Origin of the sequence: Streptomyces auratus (assembly GCF_050433025.1) — a bacterium.
Taxonomy (GTDB): Bacteria; Actinomycetota; Actinomycetes; order Streptomycetales; family Streptomycetaceae; genus Streptomyces; species Streptomyces sioyaensis.
In genome coordinates this window covers 2,738,970-2,756,918 of the sequence record NZ_JBNGCB010000001.1, presented here as the reverse complement: position 1 = coordinate 2,756,918, position 17,949 = coordinate 2,738,970, and the positions used below count along the sequence as shown (strand labels likewise).

At 70.2% G+C, this 17,949-nt stretch carries 20 protein-coding genes; 7 read left to right on the top strand and 13 right to left on the bottom strand.

Going from position 1 to position 17,949, the window contains the following annotated elements; genetic code table 11:
- Positions 1 to 104 precede the first annotated feature (104 nt).
- Both BKA18_RS11905 and BKA18_RS11900 read right to left on the bottom strand, forming a co-directional pair.
- Complete coding sequence (locus BKA18_RS11905) at positions 105 to 317, bottom strand: DUF397 domain-containing protein (RefSeq protein ID WP_366043121.1); 213 nt, start codon at positions 315 to 317, stop codon at positions 105 to 107.
- Entirely contained in the window at positions 314 to 1,135 is an 822-nt protein-coding gene (locus BKA18_RS11900) for a helix-turn-helix domain-containing protein (RefSeq protein ID WP_366043120.1), read from the bottom strand. The genes BKA18_RS11905 and BKA18_RS11900 overlap by 4 nt, the downstream gene beginning before the upstream one ends.
- Positions 1,136 to 1,247: 112 nt before the next feature.
- On the opposite strand from BKA18_RS11900, the gene BKA18_RS11895 reads away from it, so the two are divergent.
- The 3 genes from BKA18_RS11895 to BKA18_RS11885 are packed head-to-tail and all read left to right on the top strand — an operon-like array spanning position 1,248 to position 3,113.
- On the top strand, positions 1,248 to 1,469 hold the full coding sequence (locus BKA18_RS11895; protein WP_006605719.1) for a hypothetical protein: 222 nt from the start codon (positions 1,248 to 1,250) through the stop codon (positions 1,467 to 1,469).
- Positions 1,470 to 1,517: 48 nt separating this feature from the next.
- Positions 1,518 to 2,264, top strand: coding sequence for a DNA repair protein RecO (recO, locus tag BKA18_RS11890; RefSeq protein WP_235447188.1), 747 nt, complete (start codon positions 1,518 to 1,520; stop codon positions 2,262 to 2,264).
- A gap of 30 nt (positions 2,265 to 2,294) precedes the next feature.
- Positions 2,295 to 3,113 (top strand): isoprenyl transferase, encoded by an 819-nt coding sequence (locus BKA18_RS11885; protein ID WP_006605721.1) that lies wholly within the window; start codon positions 2,295 to 2,297, stop codon positions 3,111 to 3,113.
- Positions 3,114 to 3,200: 87 nt separating this feature from the next.
- Here the strand turns inward: BKA18_RS11885 and BKA18_RS11880 are convergent, their stop codons facing one another.
- The 7 genes from BKA18_RS11880 to BKA18_RS11850 all read right to left on the bottom strand — a co-directional run bounded on the left by BKA18_RS11880 (position 3,201) and on the right by BKA18_RS11850 (position 9,004).
- Positions 3,201 to 3,767: a hypothetical protein gene (locus BKA18_RS11880; RefSeq protein ID WP_366043119.1), complete on the bottom strand. Its 567-nt coding sequence runs from the start codon at positions 3,765 to 3,767 to the stop codon at positions 3,201 to 3,203.
- A 119-nt stretch (positions 3,768 to 3,886) separates the two neighbouring features.
- Complete coding sequence (locus BKA18_RS11875; RefSeq protein ID WP_366043118.1) at positions 3,887 to 4,939, bottom strand: NlpC/P60 family protein; 1,053 nt, start codon at positions 4,937 to 4,939, stop codon at positions 3,887 to 3,889.
- A 130-nt stretch (positions 4,940 to 5,069) separates the two neighbouring features.
- On the bottom strand, positions 5,070 to 5,426 hold the full coding sequence (locus BKA18_RS11870) for a WXG100 family type VII secretion target (protein WP_366043117.1): 357 nt from the start codon (positions 5,424 to 5,426) through the stop codon (positions 5,070 to 5,072).
- Positions 5,427 to 5,758: 332 nt separating this feature from the next.
- Complete coding sequence (locus BKA18_RS11865; RefSeq protein ID WP_093483142.1) at positions 5,759 to 6,199, bottom strand: Fur family transcriptional regulator; 441 nt, start codon at positions 6,197 to 6,199, stop codon at positions 5,759 to 5,761.
- A 131-nt stretch (positions 6,200 to 6,330) separates the two neighbouring features.
- Positions 6,331 to 7,230, bottom strand: coding sequence for a metal ABC transporter permease (locus BKA18_RS11860; RefSeq protein WP_366043116.1), 900 nt, complete (start codon positions 7,228 to 7,230; stop codon positions 6,331 to 6,333).
- Complete coding sequence (locus BKA18_RS11855) at positions 7,230 to 8,009, bottom strand: metal ABC transporter ATP-binding protein (protein WP_366043115.1); 780 nt, start codon at positions 8,007 to 8,009, stop codon at positions 7,230 to 7,232. Before BKA18_RS11855 ends, BKA18_RS11860 begins: the two co-directional genes overlap by 1 nt.
- 32 nt (positions 8,010 to 8,041) lie before the next feature.
- A complete protein-coding gene (locus BKA18_RS11850; RefSeq protein WP_366043114.1) occupies positions 8,042 to 9,004 on the bottom strand; it encodes a metal ABC transporter substrate-binding protein in 963 nt (320 codons plus the stop codon).
- 211 nt (positions 9,005 to 9,215) lie between these two features.
- On the opposite strand from BKA18_RS11850, the gene BKA18_RS11845 reads away from it, so the two are divergent.
- On the top strand, positions 9,216 to 10,598 hold the full coding sequence (locus tag BKA18_RS11845) for a glycine--tRNA ligase (protein ID WP_006605729.1): 1,383 nt from the start codon (positions 9,216 to 9,218) through the stop codon (positions 10,596 to 10,598).
- Positions 10,599 to 10,855: 257 nt separating this feature from the next.
- Here BKA18_RS11845 and BKA18_RS11840 read toward each other — a convergent pair whose 3' ends face one another.
- Complete coding sequence (locus BKA18_RS11840) at positions 10,856 to 11,293, bottom strand: hypothetical protein (protein ID WP_366043113.1); 438 nt, start codon at positions 11,291 to 11,293, stop codon at positions 10,856 to 10,858.
- 175 nt (positions 11,294 to 11,468) lie between these two features.
- On the opposite strand from BKA18_RS11840, the gene BKA18_RS11835 reads away from it, so the two are divergent.
- Together BKA18_RS11835 and BKA18_RS11830 are read left to right on the top strand one after the other, a co-directional pair.
- Positions 11,469 to 12,695, top strand: coding sequence for a sensor histidine kinase (locus BKA18_RS11835; protein ID WP_366043112.1), 1,227 nt, complete (start codon positions 11,469 to 11,471; stop codon positions 12,693 to 12,695).
- 47 nt (positions 12,696 to 12,742) lie between these two features.
- Positions 12,743 to 13,381 carry a response regulator gene (locus BKA18_RS11830; RefSeq protein ID WP_096215564.1) on the top strand — a complete coding sequence of 213 codons (639 nt, stop codon included), beginning with the start codon at positions 12,743 to 12,745 and terminating at the stop codon, positions 13,379 to 13,381.
- Between the two features lie 62 nt (positions 13,382 to 13,443).
- On the opposite strand, the gene BKA18_RS11825 is transcribed toward BKA18_RS11830, so the two are convergent.
- From BKA18_RS11825 to BKA18_RS11815, 3 genes are all read right to left on the bottom strand, one after another.
- Positions 13,444 to 14,025 (bottom strand): TetR/AcrR family transcriptional regulator, encoded by a 582-nt coding sequence (locus tag BKA18_RS11825; protein ID WP_366043111.1) that lies wholly within the window; start codon positions 14,023 to 14,025, stop codon positions 13,444 to 13,446.
- Between the two features lie 140 nt (positions 14,026 to 14,165).
- Positions 14,166 to 15,170 carry an aldo/keto reductase gene (locus tag BKA18_RS11820; RefSeq protein ID WP_366043110.1) on the bottom strand — a complete coding sequence of 335 codons (1,005 nt, stop codon included), beginning with the start codon at positions 15,168 to 15,170 and terminating at the stop codon, positions 14,166 to 14,168.
- A gap of 171 nt (positions 15,171 to 15,341) precedes the next feature.
- Positions 15,342 to 16,892 (bottom strand): MFS transporter, encoded by a 1,551-nt coding sequence (locus BKA18_RS11815; protein ID WP_366043109.1) that lies wholly within the window; start codon positions 16,890 to 16,892, stop codon positions 15,342 to 15,344.
- 185 nt (positions 16,893 to 17,077) lie between these two features.
- Between BKA18_RS11815 and BKA18_RS11810 the strand changes: the two genes are divergently transcribed.
- Entirely contained in the window at positions 17,078 to 17,932 is an 855-nt protein-coding gene (locus BKA18_RS11810; RefSeq protein ID WP_366043108.1) for a helix-turn-helix transcriptional regulator, read from the top strand.
- The last annotated feature ends 17 nt before the right edge of the window (positions 17,933 to 17,949 follow it).

Sequence of the window (17,949 nt, the reverse complement as noted above, 5' to 3'; positions counted from 1 at the left end):
GCCTTCCACCCGTGATGCCCCGGACCATAACGTGATGCGGCCCCGTCATCCAGTGCGATGGCGGGGCCTTTGTGTGCCTCTTGTGTGTGCCCGGTGAAAGCCGGTCAGGCGGTCGGTAGTTGCCTGTCTTTGACCGCGTCTACGAAGGCCGTCCAGGAGGCGGCCGGGAAGACCAGGGCGGGGCCGTGCGGGTTCTTGCTGTCGCGGACGGGGACTACGCCGGGGTGGTCGTCCGACACCTCAAGGCAGTTGTCGGAGGCACCGCTGCTGTAGCTGCTCTTGCGCCACTGAACGGTGCTCAGGTCGTATCGGCTCATGTGTTCCTGTAGCTCTCCGCCGCCGACTCGATCAGAGACAGGGACGCCTCCGGCGACAGCGCGGCGGCCCTGAGGAGATCGTAAGTCGCTGTCGCTTGCTTCACGAGCGTTGGGTCGTCGAGCAGTTGGCCCCAAAACAGGCCCTCTGTATAGACGGTGGGTGGTGCGTCCGCGAACTCCATGAGCTTCATGGAGTGAGACATGACCGCGTGTGCGCCTTGCGCATAGGGGATCACCTGGACCACCACCTGACGGCTGCGCACGAGAGCCGCAACGTGATCCAACTGCTCGGCCATGCGAGCCGCGCCGCCGACCGGGATGCGTAGGGCGGTCTCGTGCACGACCGCCCAATACTCCGGCTTTGCAGGACCCTTGAAGATCTGTGCCCGTTCCATTCGGGCCGATACCTTTTCGTCCAGCTCTTCGTCGGGGGCGAACGGCGCGGCCGACAGCATCACCTCACGGGTATACGCCGGTGTTTGCAGCAATCCCGGTACAAGTACCGACTCGAACTCGCAGATCCTGGTTGCGAGGGCTTCAAGCTCCGCTACCGCCGCGAAGTAGGATTCGAACGGCGAAGCGCCGATCAGCCGTCGCCACATCCGCTCGAAAAAGCCATCGGTTTGCAGGACGCCATCGATCCGGATCGCCACATCCAGCTGCGGCTTCCGGATCGCCTGCTCGAACTGGCCGATGTAGCCGCCGGACACGAACACCATCCCCCCAAGTGCCTCCTGGGTTAAGCCCGCATCCTCCCGCCGTCGCTTGAGTTCCGTTCCCCAGAATTCCCACGCGGCCTGGCGTGAAGCGTTGGCCATGACGTACGTCCTCTCTCTGCGCGCCCGTTGCAGCGTCGGCCCCCTTGCCCAGCGTAGTTCCGTAGCGTCACTCTCTGACTGCGAACAGTGAAACCCCTCACGGAAAGTGCGGATGCTCATGCAGCAGCAGTTCAAAGAAGTGGAAGACGTGACGACGGAACTGCGGGAGGCGCTGGCCCGTGCGGGGGTGGTCCTCCCGTCGCTGCGTCCGGACCCCGTGTCGATCGCCCACCGCTATCTGCCGCCGCTCGTTGAGCTGGGGCGATGTTCGATGGACGTCGCCCGGAAGCTCACCGCCGCGCTGACCGAGCCCTCCCGGGGCGACCGGGTCTGAGGACGGGCTGAGGGACACCCGGTCCCGCCGATGCGCGAGAATGACGCCATGAGTCTGTTCCGCGACGACGGCATCGTGCTGCGCACCCAGAAGCTGGGCGAGGCGGACCGGATCATCACGCTGCTCACCCGAGGTCACGGACGGGTCCGTGCCGTGGCCCGGGGGGTGCGGCGGACGAAGTCGAAGTTCGGGGCGCGGCTGGAGCCGTTTTCGCACGTCGACGTGCAGTTTTATGCGCGCGGCAGCGAGCTGATCGGGCGCGGGCTGCCGCTGTGCACGCAGAGCGAGACGATCGCGGCGTACGGCGGCGGGATCGTCACCGACTACGCCCGCTACACGGCCGGTACCGCGATGCTGGAGACCGCGGAGCGGTTCACCGACCACGAGGGCGAGCCCGCCGTGCAGCAGTATTTGCTGCTGGTCGGCGGGCTGCGGACGCTGGCCCGCGGTGAGCACGAGCCGCATCTGGTGCTGGACGCCTTCCTGCTGCGCTCACTCGCGGTGAACGGTTATGCGCCGAGTTTCGACGGCTGTGCACGGTGCGGAATGCCCGGTCCGAACCGGTTCTTCTCGGTTGCGTCGGGCGGTGTGACCTGCGGTGACTGCCGGGTGGCGGGGAGCGTCGTACCCTCCTCTGAGGCCATTGCGCTCCTGAGCGCGCTGCTGACCGGCGACTGGGAGACCGCGGACGCCTGCGAGGCCCGCCACGCCCGTGAGGGCAGCGGACTCGTCACGGCGTATTTGCACTGGCATCTGGAGCGGGGCCTGCGTTCCCTCCGGTACGTAGAGAAATGACGCAAGCGACACATAGGAGACGTGGGCCGCATGGCACGACGCGGGATTCTGGGCCGCAATCGACGTGAGTACCTGACGCCGGAGCCGCATCCGTCGGGTGCGCGGCCGCCGAAGATCCCCAGTGAGCTCGTCCCGAACCATGTCGCGGTCGTCATGGACGGCAACGGCCGGTGGGCCAAGGAGCGCGGGCTGCCGCGCACCGAGGGCCACAAGGTCGGCGAGGGCGTCGTCCTGGACGTCCTCAAGGGCTGCATCGAAATGGGCGTGAAGAATCTTTCGCTGTACGCCTTCTCGACGGAGAACTGGAAGCGGTCGCCCGACGAGGTCCGCTTCCTGATGAACTTCAACCGCGATGTGATCCGCCGGCGCCGTGACGAGATGGACGCGCTGGGTATTCGTATCCGCTGGGTCGGGCGGATGCCGAAGCTGTGGAAGTCCGTGGTGCAGGAGCTCCAGGTCGCCCAGGAGCAGACCAAGAACAATGACGCGATGACGCTGTATTTCTGCGTGAATTACGGCGGGCGGGCGGAGATCGCGGATGCGGCGGCCGCCATCGCGGCGGATGTGCGGGCCGGAAAGCTGGACCCGTCGAAGGTCAATGAGAAGACCATCGCGAAGTACATGTACTACCCGGACATGCCGGATGTGGACCTCTTCGTGCGGCCGTCGGGCGAGCAGCGGACCTCGAACTATCTGATCTGGCAGAGCGCTTACGCCGAGATGGTCTTCCAGGACATCCTGTGGCCGGATTTCGACCGGCGGAACCTGTGGGAGGCGTGCCTGGAGTACGCGAAGCGGGACCGCCGGTTCGGGGCGGCGCCGGTGGCGGAGGGCGAGTCCGCGACGTAGGTCCGGCGGATGTCGAGTCTGTGAGAAAAGGGGGCCGGTGGCGTTCGGGCGAACGCCACCGGCCCCCTTTCGCATAGCCGCTACCCGTCAGGAGTGCCAGACCTCGCGGAGGTGCGAGACGGCGCCGGAGCCGTTCAGGGTGAGCTCGTAGATGTCTCCCGAGCAGGCGAGCGGCGCCTTGACCTGGTCGTGCTTCAGGCAGGCTGTGAGGTGCTCGGAGAGCGCGGCGAGGGGCACCGTGCGGTGGCCGGTCGCGCTGGTGGTCAGCTCGGCCGTGGCTCCCGCGGCCAGCCGGTACTGACCGGCCTTGCCCGTCCCCGCGTATCCGCCGCCGTTGGGGTCGCAGGCGAACTGCGCCTCCTTGACAGACAGTTGGCCCCCGGCCGGCGCCCGGGTGACCTGCACCATCCGGTGCCCCTTGGGCAGCTTGGCCGGGGTGCAGTCGGACGACGGCTCCGGGTCGATCGGCAGGTCCTTCTGGCCGGAGGAGGCGGAGGCCGAGGGGGACGGGGCGTCGGTCGGCGCGGCGGTCGGCTTGGACGCCGGTGAGGCGCTCGCCTCCGGGGAGGCGGCCGGGTCCTCGCCCTTGCAGGACGTGAGGGTGGCCAACGACGCGGCAAGGACGGCTGCGGTGAGCAGTCGGCGGGTGAACATACAGGCGTTCTCTCTCGTGTGCGGAGCGGAGGCCGTGTGGGGCGGGGGCCGTACGGGCGGGGCCGTCCGGGACGGGGGCCGCGCGGCGCAGTGGCCGCGCGGCTCGGAGTCCGTGCGGGTCAGAGGCCGTTGCGGCGGTAGGGGACGTACGGCTGGCCGATCGACCTCTCGTGGGCGGCGTCGCCCGAGTAGTACGGGTACGGGATGACGTGGGAGACGGTGCCCTGGGAGCCGTTGTCCTCCAGGGCGATGTACTTGGTGTGCTCCTTGTCGGCCCAGCCGCCGAAGAGGACGGTGTGGTCGCCCGCGATCAGCGCGTCGCCCGGCTGCAGATCGTCCTTGGTGATCGCGTGGGCGGTGTTGTTGCCCATCAGGCCGTAGGTGTTCAGGCCCGGCGGCTCCAGGCCCCAGGCGGCGGAGACGAAGCCCGAGCAGTCGTCGCGGTAGCCGTTGGTGGTGGCCGACTGGCTGTAGCCGATGCGGTGGTTCACCCGCTCCAGGGCGCGGTCGATGATGTCCTTGCGCTCACCGGGCAGCCCGGAGGTGTCGGGGGCGGTCTCCACGCCCGCACCGGTGGTGGTGTGGTGCTTGCCCGGTGACCAGGCGTCCCAGTCGCCCTTGGTGTCCCACTTGCCGTCGCCGTGGCCCTGGGTGGGGGCCGGGCCGCCGGCGCCGCCGCCGGTGCTGCCGCCGCCACCGCCGCCTGCGCCGCCGCCTGCGCCACCGCCTGCGCCGCCACCGCCGTTGCCGCCTCCGCCTCCACCGCCGGCGGAGTGGCCGGACGTGGCGGGGGAGTCGTGCCGTGCGCGGTGCTTGATCTTCTTCAGCGCGTCTTCGATCTTCTTCTCGTTGGCCTCGTACTCGGCCTTGACCTTCTTGATCTTCTCGGCGTCCCCCGCCAGCTCCCCGAGCAGCTTCTTCTTGCTCTCCTCAAGGCGCTTGCTGACCTCCGCGATCTCCTTCACGTCCGCGAGCACCTGGTAGGCGATGCCGAAGCCGGGGAGTGACGCGAGCGGTGCCGCGGCGAGGTCGATCGAGGCCGCGGTGAACAGCGTCTCCTTGATCTCCCCCAGGTGCTGGTTGAGCTCCGCCATGCGCCGGCTGACCGCGTGCCAGTCCTTCTCGATCTTGGCGAGCTCCGCCATCTCGACACCGAATGTGTCGCCTGCCATCCGAACAACCCCCGTGATGTGGTGGTGAACCGCGAAGAATCCGGCATGCCGGGCTCGTGTGCTCCCGGGGCGCCGGCTCCGTGAATGCGGGCTCCGGAAGGGCCGGGCCCGAGAAGAGAGTGAGGGTCTGTCAGTAGACCTTGGAGAGCCGGTCGACCGAGTCACCCAGCGTGCCCAGATCGTCGGAGATCTGGTTCATCTCCTTGACGCGGCTGTGTGCGACGGCGACGAAGGCGTCGGAGGCCGGGCCGTGCCAGGAGAGCTTTCCGAGGGTGGAGTTGATGTCCTTGGTCAGGACGTCCAGCTCCTTGCTCAGCGCCTTCAGCTCGGCCGAAATCTTGTGCAGATCCGCCTCGCCGCCGCCGAACATCTGGGTCAGCGCCCAGTGCGCGATTTCGGCCGGCGCCATCAAGACGTCCTTGCCGACCTCGACCACATCGCCGACCAGCTTCGTGCCGTCGTCCCAGAGCTCGCCGAGAACGCCCATTCCTACCCCCCGTGGTGTGCGCGTACAGCCGCGCTGATGGCCCGTCGAGGATACCACCAGCGTGTACCTGACAGCTTTCCCGCGCGAGGGAAAACGGAGGCCGGACGGGGTGGTCGCCCCGGCCTCACCGGGCAGGCCGGGGCGGCGTCAACGGGCAGGTCGGGAGGGGTGTCAGGGGGAGGCGGGGGAGCCGGCGGGGCAGGTCGCGGAACCGGGAACAGCCGCCCGCCGGACGCCCGGAACACCGAACGGGCCGCCTCCGTAAGGAAACGGCCCGATCGGCTGGTCATCGGCTCCAGGGGGCTGGCCCCTGGGTCTTTGCGGGTCCGGGGCTACTGCTTGCCGCCGGACGCCTCCGCGGATCCCTCCGCGCACTCCCCGCAGGTCCCGAAGATCTCGATGGTGTGCGCGACGTCCCGAAAGCCGTGCTCCGCGGCGATCTGGTCGGCCCACTTCTCCACTGCGGGGCCCTCGACCTCGACGGCCTTGCCGCAGCTCCGGCACACCAGATGGTGGTGGTGATCGTCGGTGCTGCACCGGCGGTAGACCGCCTCGCCGTCGCTGGTGCGCAGCACATCGACCTCACCGGCGTCGGCGAGCGACTGCAGCGTGCGGTAGACGGTGGTGAGCCCCACCGAGTCGCCACGGTGCTTGAGCATGTCGTGCAGCTCCTGCGCGCTGCGGAACTCGTCGACCTCGTCGAGTGCGGCCGACACCGCGGTCCGCTGCCGCGTCGACCGGCCGCGTACCGGAGATCCCGCGCTCGTCGCCACCGTTGCCTCCCTAGGACGTCAGGACTTCCCCCTGCACGTGCGTGCTGCCATTGTGCCAGGTGATGACCGGCCCCCTGGGGGGACGCTTACACGCACATCTGTCTGCGCCCGCCGACGCCCCGCTGCCGAACTCATCCGGCCACGCTCACATCGTCCGTGGCGCCGCGGCTGCCGGGTACCTCCAGAGTGCACCCGCGGGAGGTCTGTGCGGCAGCCCTTGCGCGCTTTTTCGCGAGCGGCGCGGCGAGCGCGGTGAAGACCACGAACAGCCCGATGGCGAACAGCACGATCGTTGCGCCGGACGGCACATCGACGTAGTACGAGGTGGTGGTGCCGGTGACGGTGACGGCGACCCCGATGGCGACGGCCGTGGCGAAGGTGACCGCGAAACTGCGGCTGATCTGCTGGGCGGCCGCGACCGGGATCACCATCAGGGCGCTGACCAGCAGCAGGCCGACGACGCGCATGGCGACGGTGACGGTGACCGCGGCGGTGACCGCGACCAGCAGATTGAGCAGCCGCACCGGCAGGCCGGTCACCCGGGCGAACTCCTCGTCCTGGCAGACGGCGAACAGCTGGCGGCGCAGCCCGACCGTGATCGCCAGTACCAGGGCGGCCAGCACGTAGATCGTCGTTATGTCCTGCGGCGAGACGGTGGTGATCGAGCCGAAGAGGTAGGTCCCGAGGTTGGCGTTGGAGCCCGCGTCGGAGAGGTTCATCAGCATCACACCGCCCGCCATACCGCCGTAGAACAGCATGGCCAGCGCGAGGTCGCCGCGGGTCCTGCCGTACCAGCGGATCAGCTCCATGACGACGGAACCGGCGACGGCGACGGCGGTGGCGACCCACACCGGGCTGGTGTTGAGCAGAAAGCCCAGGCCGACGCCGGTGAGCGCGACATGGCCGATACCGTCGCCCATCAGGGCCTGGCGGCGCTGGACGAGGTAGATGCCGATGGCGGGAGCGGTGATGCCGACGATCAGGGCGGCGATCAACGCCCGCTGCATGAAGGCGTAGTCGAGGATCTCCATCAGCTCAGCAGCCCCGTCCGGATCGGTTCCGCGGCCACGTCGGCGTGCGGGTGGACATGGTCATGGCCGGGCAGCGCGTGCTGGCCGACGGCCTCGGGCGGCGGGCCGTCGTGGACCACGCAGCCGTCGCGCAGCACCACCGCGCGGTCGATCAGCGGCTCCAGCGGACCCAGCTCGTGCAGCACCAGCAGGACCGTGCTGCCGCGGCCGACCTGCTCGCGCAGGGCGGCGGCGAGCACCTCCTGGCTGGCCAGGTCGACGCCGGCCATCGGCTCGTCCATGATCAGCAACTCCGGTTCGCCGGCCAGCGCGCGGGCGATCAGCACCCGCTGGTGCTGGCCTCCGGAGAGCGCGTTCACGGAGTCCTTGGCGCGGTCCGCCATGCCCACCAGCTCCAGGGCGCGGTGCACCGCGGCCCGGTCGGCCTTGCGCAGGATGCCCAGCTTCGTACGGGCCAGCCGGCCGGCCGTGACGACCTCGCGGACGGTGGCGGGCACCCCGCCGGCCGCGGTGGTGCGCTGCGGGACATAGCCGACCCGGGCCCAGTCCCTGAAGCGCCGGAACTCGGTGCCGAAGAGGGTCAGCTCGCCGCCGGTGAGCGGGACCTGGCCGATCACGGACCGGACGGCGGTGGACTTGCCGGAGCCGTTGGCGCCGAGCAGCGCGACGACCTCGCCGGTGCGGACGGTGAGATCGACGCCGCGCAGTACGGGCCGGGCGCCCAGCGAGGCGGTGGCGTTGCGCAGGTCGATGACGGGTGCGGGGAGCGGATGGTTCATGGTGACCTCCGTCGCGGGCGGTGCGGGGTGTGTCACTTGCTGCCGAGCGCCTTCTGGAGCGCGGCGAGGTTGGCCCGCTGCACACCGAAGTAGTCCTTGCCGCGGCTCTTGCCGGTGATCCCCTCAAGAGGGTCGAGGACATCGGTCTTCAGATGGAGATCGCCGGCCAGGGCCTTGGCGGTGGCCGGGTTGGCGATCGTCTCGAAGAAGACGGTGGAGACGTGGTGCTCCGTGGCGAGGGTGTGCAGGTCCCTGATGCGGTGGGCGCTGGGCTCGGCCTCCGGGTCGAGGCCGCTGATGGCCTCCTCGGTCAGGCCGTAGCGCTCGGCGAGGTAGCCGAAGGCTGCGTGGGTGGTCAGGAAGGTGTCCGAGGACCGCTTCTTCAGCCCGTCCCGGAATTCCCTGTTCAGGCCGTCCAGCTTCTTGACCAGTGCGTCGGTGTTCTTCTGGAAGTCGGCCTTGTGGGCCGGGTCGGCCTGGGCGAGGGTTTTGTTGACGCCCTTGGCGACCTCGGCGTACTTCACGGGGTCGAGCCAGATGTGCGGGTCCTTGCCGCCCTCGGACTCGGAGTGGGAGTGGTTGTCCCCCGTGGTGTGGTGGTGGCCGTCGACCTCGGTGCCGTGCTTCTCCAGCGAGGTGAGGGCGGCGGCGTCGGCGATGTGCTTGGCGCCGGACTGGGCGACCGCGGCGTCCACGGCGGGCTGCAGGCCCTTGAGGTAGACGATCGCGCCGGACTCGCCGAGCTGGCCGGTCTGCTTCGGGGTGAGCTCCAGGTCGTGCGGCTCGACGCCCGGCTTGGTGAGGTCGGTCACCTCGACGTGCTCCCCGCCGATCTGCTGGGCGAGGAATTCCATGGGATAGAAGGAGGCCGTCACACGCAGCTTGCCGTCCTCGGTGCGTGCGCCGCTCGCGGGGGAGCACGCGGAGAGGGCCACCAGGCCGAGCACCGAGGCTCCGGCGAGGGCCGCGGTGATGATATGACGGCGTATGTTCATGACACTCATTTTCAACAAAAGTGGAAACGGTTGTCAACAAGAGCCGGGGCGGTGTGAGCGGGCCGACAATGGGCCCGGAACCGATTTGATCCAGGGGGTACGGCCGCCGGTACCCTGAACTATTCGCCCACCCGTCTCCCGACCACCACCCTCCGTCGAGACGCCAGGGCGCCGCCCGTCCATCGTTCGTCGTCGTAATGAAGAGAGCACCGTGGCCGCCGACAAGATCGATACCATCGTCAGCCTGAGCAAGCGCCGTGGCTTCGTCTACCCCTGCAGTGAGATCTACGGCGGCTCCCGTGCTGCCTGGGATTACGGCCCGCTGGGCGTCGAGCTCAAGGAGAACATCAAGCGTCAGTGGTGGCGCGCGATGGTCACCTCCCGCGAAGACGTCGTCGGTCTCGACTCGTCGGTGATCCTGGCCCCCGAGGTCTGGCAGGCGTCCGGCCACGTCGCCACGTTCACCGACCCGCTGACCGAGTGCACCTCCTGCCACAAGCGCTTCCGCGCGGACCACCTGGAGGAGGCGTACGAGGCCAAGCACGGCCGGCTCCCCGAGAACGGCCTCGCCGACGTCAACTGCCCGCACTGCGGCAACAAGGGCGGCTTCACCGAGCCCAAGCAGTTCTCCGGCCTGCTCTCCACCCACCTCGGCCCGTCCCAGGACACCGCCTCGGTCGCGTACCTGCGCCCCGAGACCGCGCAGGGCATCTTCACCAACTTCGCCCAGGTGCAGCAGACTTCCCGCAAGAAGCCGCCGTTCGGCATCGCGCAGATGGGCAAGTCCTTCCGCAACGAGATCACGCCCGGCAACTTCATCTTCCGGACCCGTGAGTTCGAGCAGATGGAGATGGAGTTCTTCGTCAAGCCGGGCGAGGACGAGAAGTGGCAGGAGTACTGGATGGCCGAGCGGTGGAACTGGTACCGCGACCTCGGCATCCGCGAGGAGAACATCCGCTGGTACGAGCACCCGGCCGAGAAGCTCTCGCACTACTCCAAGCGCACCGCCGACATCGAGTACCGCTTCAACTTCGGCGGCACCGAGTTCTCCGAGCTGGAGGGCGTGGCCAACCGCACCGACTTCGACCTCTCGGCGCACGCCAAGGCCTCCGGCCAGGACCTTTCCTACTTCGACCAGGAGGCCGGCGAGCGCTGGACTCCGTACGTCATCGAGCCGGCCGCCGGTGTGAACCGCGCGATGCTCGCCTTCATGCTCGACGCGTACATCGAGGACGAGGCGCCCAACGCCAAGGGCAAGATGGAGAAGCGCACCGTCATGCGCCTCGACCCGCGCCTGGCGCCGGTCAAGGTCGCGGTGCTGCCGCTGTCCCGCAACCCGCAGCTGTCGCCGAAGGCCAAGGGCCTCGCCGCGGACCTGCGCAAGAACTGGAACATCGAGTTCGATGACGCGGGCGCGATCGGCCGCCGCTACCGCCGCCAGGACGAGATCGGTACGCCGTTCTGCGTCACCGTCGACTTCGACACCCTCGACGACAACGCGGTGACCGTGCGCGAGCGCGACACCATGAAGCAGGAGCGGGTGTCCCTGGACCAGATCCAGTCGTACCTGGGCGGTCGACTGCTGGGCTGCTAGTCCCCGGCGGGGCGGCGACGTAGCCTCGACTCCCTGGTGAGCCGACGCAGCCTCGACGCCTCACCGCCAAGCGCCGGTCGGGCTCGGATTTTCCGGGCCCGACCGGCGCTTTTGTGTGGGCTGCCGGGCAGGAATACCGTGCAGGAATACCGTTCCCCGCCTCCACGTTGTAGGCCCGCAGGGGGGCCTTGCGCCCCTTACGGGATGTGTTCGCCCACCCCCTAAGTAGCCCCCGCCCCCACTACCCCTGCCTCCCACTACCCCTGCGCCCGCCCCGCCGCGAGCCACGCGCACAGGGTCGCCAGGGGGAGTTCGGCCGCGACGGCCATGGCTATGGCGGTGGCCAGTTCCGGGCCGGGGGCGGCGGTGGCGAGGTCGATGCAGGCGTCGGCGAGGAGGAGGACGGCCGCGGCGGCCGCAGGCGCGCGGTGACGGTGGCCGCCCCGCAGCAGCCGGGTGCCGGCGGCGAGGAGGGCGGTGGCCTCCAGGGCGTCGAGGGCGACCCAGGCGGCGGCCTCGGCGGGCGGGAGGGTGCCGGCGAGGTAGCCGAGCCAGGGGAGGAGGGCGAGTCCGGCGCCGGTCAGGATCCTGCCCTGCCAGCGGCGCGGCGCGGAACACCGTACGGCGCCGCGGGCCGCCCGAGCTGACAGGTAACTGCCCTTGTTGGCAGGGGAGTTGAAGGCAACGAGGGTCATGGATCGGGTCTCTTCCGGAGTCGTGAACCCGGCCATCGGGCTCGTCATCAACACTCCGGATTTCGCGGGCCACCGTCAGTAATGCCGCTGTCCGACTCGTGGTGGCACCAGCTACACCCCCACTATGGACACTGTTGTCATGGCCGCCGCGGGAAGCGCCGCATACGGTTGGATCATGACCGTCCCACCCCGGCTGCGCCGGGCTCTCGTACGCCTGCGACGTGACATCGCCTTCATAGCCGCCGGGGTGACGCTGCATCTCATCGCGCTGCTGCTGCACGTCTGGGTGGTGATCCTGCTGCTCGGCACCATATTCGACCCGGATCCCGAGACGCCGGTGGTGCTGGCGCTGTCGGTTCCGCTGCTGATCGTCGCGGGTGTGGGGCTGACCGAGCCGCAGCGCTGGCGGTTTTGGAGGCTGTGCGGTGTGGAGCTGCCGCGGCTGCGGTTCAAGGGGGCCAAGCGGCAGTTCGGCTACAACTTGCTGATCGGTCCGCTGCTCGGGGTGCTGGAATGCCTGCTGCTGGCACTGCTGTTGGCGGCGCTGGCGGCAGCGCTGGTCCTGGTGTGGGTCTGGCTCGTGCCGTGGGAGTGGCGGGTCGAGCATCGCGGCTACACCACCACGGCCGCCTACCTCACCGTGGCGGGCCTGGTGGCGCTCGCCGCGGTACCGGGTCTGGCCGCGGGGCTCGTCCGGCTGGAGATCCTGGTCGGGCGGGCGGTACTGGGCGTGAGCCGGTCCGACGAGCTGGCGCGGCGGGTCGAGGACCTCACCGCGAGCCGGGCCGGAGCGGTGGACGCCGCCGATGCGGAGCGCCGGCGCATCGAGCGCGATCTGCATGACGGCGCGCAACAGCGGCTGGTTTCCCTGGCGTTGAACCTGGGGCTGGCCAAGGCGACGCTGACGGATCTGCCGCCGGAGGCACAAAAGGTCATCGATGCCGCGCACCGCGAGGCGAAGGACGCCATCGAGGAGCTCAACAGCCTGGTGCGCGGGCTCCATCCGGCGGTACTCGACGAACTGGGGCTGGATGCCGCGCTGTCGGGGCTCGCGGCCCGCGCGCCGCTGCCCGTACGGCTACGGGTGGATCTGCCGCCGGACCTGCCGCAGCGGACGGCGCCGGCGGTGGAGGCGGTGGCCTACTTCGTCGTCTCCGAGGCGCTGACGAACATCGCCAAGCATGCGCGGGAAGCGACCCGGGCCGAGGTGACGGTCACCCGGTTCGGCGAGATACTCCGGGTGGTGATCGCCGACGACGGAGTGGGCGGCGCCGATCCGTCCAAGGGGAGCGGTCTGAAGGGGCTCGCCCAGCGCGTGCGGTCCGTGGACGGAACCTTCCGGATGAGCAGCCCCATGGGGGGCCCGACCATGATGAGCGTGGAGCTGCCGTGCCTGACGTGAAGCCTGCTGTGCCCGAGGTGCGGGCCGTGCCCGAGGTGCGGCGTGCCGTGATCGCCGAGGACTCCGTGCTGCTGCGGATCGGGCTGGTCAAGGTGGTGGAGATGGCGGGATTCGAGGTGGTGGCCGAGGCGGGGGACGCACCGGAGCTGCTGGCGGCGGTCGAGGAGCACCGGCCCGAGCTCGCGGTGGTGGACGTCCGGATGCCGCCCGGCTTCACGGATGAGGGGGTGCGTGCGGCTCTGTCGATCCGCCGGCAGCGGCCCGACACCGCGGTGTTGATCCTTTCCCAGTACGTCGAGGAGCGGTATGCGGCCGATCTGCTCGCGACGAACACCAGCGGGGTCGGCTATCTGCTCAAGCAACGGGTCGCGGACGTCGAGGAGTTCATCGAGGCCCTGCGGAGGGTGGCGGACGGCGGCACCGCGCTGGACCCCCAGGTCGTCGCCCAGCTGCTGGTACGCCGGGCCAGCGATCCGCTGGAACGGCTGACCGCCCGCGAACGGGACGTCCTCGCCCTGATGGCCGAGGGCCGCTCCAACGCGGGCATCGCCGCCCAGCTGGTGGTGAGCGAGAGCGCGGTGGCCAAGCACATCAACAACATCCTGGCCAAGCTGGACCTGCCGAAGGCGGACGCCGACCACCGCCGGGTGCTGGCGGTGCTGCACTTCCTGGGAGTGGGCGGGTAGGGCGGGCACCGGCGCGGCCCGGGAGGTGGCGCGGCAACACCTCGCCCACCTCGCCCACGGCGTCAGCTGCGCAGGCCCCGCAGGACCAGGTGGCGGACGGCGTCGAAGTCGGCGGCGATCTCGGGGCGGGACCACTCGGCGGCGTAGCACGGGTCGTGGAAACGGCCGGTGGCGTCGAACACGGCGCGGGCCGTGGTGGCAGGCGAGGGGGTGTGGAAGGCGCCCTGGCTGACGCCGGCTTCGATGAGGGTGGTGAGCTGGGCTTCGAGATCGGTGATGTGACGGTCGACCACGCCGCCGGCCTCGCCGATCAACGTCATATAGGTGGCGAAGAGTTCGGGATCGTCACCGGCCTTGTGCCGCTTGGCTTCGAAGAGGGCGGTCAGCCAGCGGTCCAGCCGTTCCGGAGCCGGGCCCTCTTCGGTGACGATGCCCGACAGCTCCTGGCTCGTACGGTCCAGCCAGCGCGCCGTGACGGCTTCCCGCAGCGCCGCCTTCGTCCGGAAGTGGCGGTACACGCTGCCATGACTGACGCCCAGCGCGCGCGCCACATCCACGACCGTGGCCTTGGCCGGTCCGTAGCGGCGCAGCACCTCCTCGGTGGCTTCGAGGATGCGCTCGGGGGTCAGCGTTTCGGGGGGCATGGGGCGGGCGGCCTTTCGGGGAGAGGGGACGGGGGCGGGCGGACGGGAGGCGGCGGCAGCATCCTTTCGCCCTCGACGTCAGTGCGTACGCCGGGTCTCTACGGACGGTACCTGGCCGTTGCCCGTACCCGCTCCGGTGCTCAGCGCTCGCTGTCCAGATGGGCCATCTGCTCGGCGGGGTACCGGTCGCCTGCGGCGGCGCCGGCCGGGATGGCGCGCTCGATCGCGGCCAGATCGTCGGCATCCAGCGGGACGTCCAGGGAGCCGAGCGCCTCGGCCAGGCGGTCGCGGCGGCGGGCGCCGACCAGCGGGACGATGTCCTCGCCGCGGGAGAGCACCCAGGCGATGGCGGTCTGCGCGACCGAGACACCCTTCTGCTCGGCAATCTTGCGCAGGGCATCCACCAGATCGAGATTGCGGTCGAGGTTCTCGCCCTGGAAGCGCGGACTCATGCCGCGGAAGTCATTCGGGGCGAGCTTGCGGTCGCGGCCGAAGTGGCCGCTGATCAGGCCGCGGGACAGGACGCCGTACGCGGTGATGCCGATGCCCAGTTCACGGCAGGTGGGCAGGATCGCCTCCTCGATGCCGCGGGAGACGAGGGAGTACTCGATCTGGAGGTCGGAGATCGGGGCGACGGCGGCGGCCCGGCGCAGGGTCTCGGCGCCCACCTCCGACAGGCCGATGTGCCGGACGTGCCCGGCCTCGACCAGCTCGGCGATGGCGCCGACGGTCTCCTCGATCGGGACGTTCGGATCGATCCGGGCGATCCGGTAGATGTCGATGTGGTCGGTGCCCAGGCGCTGGAGGGAGTACGCGGCGAAGTTCTTCACCGCGTTCGGCCGGCCGTCGAAGCCGGTGAAGCCGCCTTCGACGGTGCGCAGGGCGCCGAACTTGACGCTGGTCAGCGCCCGTTCGCGGGCCGCGGCGGGGGCGGTGCGCAGCGCCTCGTTGATCAGCAGTTCGTTGTGGCCCATGCCGTAGAAGTCGCCGGTGTCGAGCAGGGTGATGCCCGCTTCGAGGGCGGCATGGAGGGTGGCGATGGACTCGGCGCGGTCGCTGTCGCCGTAAACGGCGGACATGCCCATGCAGCCGAGGCCGAGGGCGGAGGTCTGCGGGCCGGTGGCGCCCAGGGTGCGGGTCTGCACTGCGTGCTCCTGGAGGAAGAGGAAGAGGAAGAGGAAGGGGACGGAGGGGCGGCCACGCTGCCGTGACGCCGTGCACTCACCATGACATGACGGCTGACAGATTTCAATATCTGTCAGCCGTCATGTGTGACTCGGGCCCTCGCGTCCTTCCTCCGCGCGCTCCGGCGCAGGTCAGCGCACCGTCCGCGGCAGCCGCAGCGCGAGCAGAGTCGTGCCCGCCACGATCGCCAGTTGCGTCAGGAGGGCGGCGAGCAGGGCGTCGCGGATGCCGACGGACGGCAGCAGCGAGAGGAAGAGGGTGCCGAGGGTGGCCACGCCCAGGGCCATGCCGGACTGCTGGGTCGTGACCATGACCCCGCCACCCACGCCCGCCTGCGCCACCGGCAGTTCGCTCAGCACGATGCGCAGCAGGACCGGCAGCAACAGGCCCTGGCCGAAGCCCATGATCGTCATGCTCGGCGCGAGTCCGGCCACCGAGATCTCCGGCCAGCCCGCCTGCACGGTCAGTGCCAGGGTGATCAGCCCGGCGCCCTGGACCAGCGAACCGGCGAGCACCACCCGTCGGCCGAACCGCAGCACCAACCGCGGACCGGTGAGCGACGCGAGGAAGAAGGCGAGGCACAGCGGCGCCAGGGCCAGCCCGGCCGCGAACGGGCCGTAGTGCAGGCCGTTCTGGAGCGCGACGGCGATGACGAACATGAAGCCGCCGAAGCCCAGCGTGAACGGAACGATCATGGTCAGGCCGCTGCTCACGGACGGGATGCGCAGCAGCGACGGCGGGACCAGCGGCGTACGGCCGAGGCGCTCGGCCCGGCGCTCGACGAGCACGAACGCGGTGGCGGCGACGGGGAAGACGGCCAGCAGGATCCAGGACCACAGCGGCCAACCGGCCGCCCGGCCCTCGGTCAGCGGCAGCAGCAGGGTGAGCAGCGTGACGGCGAGCAGTGCGGTGCCGGGGCCGTCCACCCGGGACGGGTGCGGGGAGCGGGTCTCGGGGACCGTGCGGGCGGCCAGCAGCCAGGCCGCGGCGGCTATCGGGACGTTCACCAGGAACACCGCGCGCCAGCCGGTGCCCGCCAGGTCCGCGGAGACCAGCAGACCGCCGAGTACCTGGCCGACGGCGCTGGAGACCCCCGCCGTACCGCCGTACAGGCTGACCGCCTTGGCCCGCCGCTTGCCCGTCGTCGTCGCCTGGATGGTGGCCAGGACCTGCGGCAACAGCAGCGCGGAGGCGGCGCCCTGGGCGACCCGGGCGGCCACCAGCGTCCAGGCGTCCGGAGCGAGACCGCAGGCCAGTGAGGTCACGCCGAAGGCGGCCAGCCCCCACAGGAACAGCCGGCGGCGGCCGACCATGTCGCCGAGCCGGCCGCCGAGGACCAGCAGCATGGCGTAGGCGACGCCGTAACCGGCCACCACCATTTCCAGCATCGCCGGGCCGGCCTGCAGATCCCGGTCGATGGTCGGCAGGGCGACGTTGACGATGAAGAAGTCGATCATCGGGAGAGCCGCCCCGAGCAGCGCGGTCAGCAGGCCGAGCGGGGTCAGTACGGGCGGGGTGCGGTGCTGGTGCGGGGCGGGCCGGGCCGTGGTCGGCGCCGCCGGAGCGGCCGCGGCCGGGGGCGATGCGGCCTCGGGAGTGGTGGCGGCAAGGGTTGCGGCCGGTGCACCGGGGGTGGCGGACGGGGCTTCCGTGGTGGTCGTCTGTGCTGGCGTAGTGCTCACGGACTCGACGATCGTCGACCGCCCAGCCGGGTACCAGAGTGTCCTTATCCTGGTACCAGCTCTACCTGGCAACCGCCTCGGGCCTGCGGCACCCTGGACCAATGACCCTGGATGTGACCGTGACGCAGCGTGCTACGAGTCCCGGTCCCGTGACCGCGACGCAGCCTGCCACAGGGCCCGGTCCCGTGACCGCCCCGCGGGACAGCACCGCCCGCCGGGCCGAACTGGCCGCCTTTCTCCGCAGCCGCCGGGAGCGGATCACCCCCGAACAGGTCGGGCTGCCGCGGGGCGCCCGCCGCCGTACCCCCGGGCTGCGCCGTGAAGAGGTCGCCCACCTGGGCGCGGTCGGGGTCACCTGGTACACCTGGCTCGAACAGGCCCGGGACATCCATGTGTCGCCGCAGGTCCTGGACGCGGTGGCCCGTGCGCTGCTGCTCGACCGCGCCGAGCGCAGCCATCTGTTCGTGCTGGCCGGGGCGGTGGACCCGACGCCCGACAGGGAGTGCACGACCGTGACGCCCGCGCTGCGGCAAGTCCTGCGCCAGCTCGAACCCTTCCCCGCGGTCCTCCAGAACAGCCGGTACGACATCCTCGCCTACAACAGCACGTACAGCCGCCTGATGTGCGATCTCGATGCGCTGCCCGAAGAGGACCGCAACTGCATGTGGCTGGCGTTCACCCACCCCGAGTGGCGGGCGAGCGTGGTCGATCTGGACGCCACGATGCGGGTGATGGCCGCCAAGTTCCGGGCGTCGATGGCCGAGCATGTCGCGGAACCGGCGTGGAAGGCGCTGGTCGCGCGGCTGACGGAGGCGTCGCCGGAGTTCCGTGAGATCTGGGCGCAGCACGAGGTCCTCCGCCCGGTCAGCGCGGTGAAGCTCTTCCGGCATCCCCGGGTGGGCGTGCTCCAGCTGTCCGCCACGAGCCTGTGGACGGGGCCCAACCCCGGCCCCAAGCTGCTCTCCTACACCCCCGTGGACGAGACGTCCCGGGAGCGGCTGGAACAGTTGGCGGAGCTGGCGACGCTCGCAGTGGCGTGAGCGCGGGAAGGCGCTCG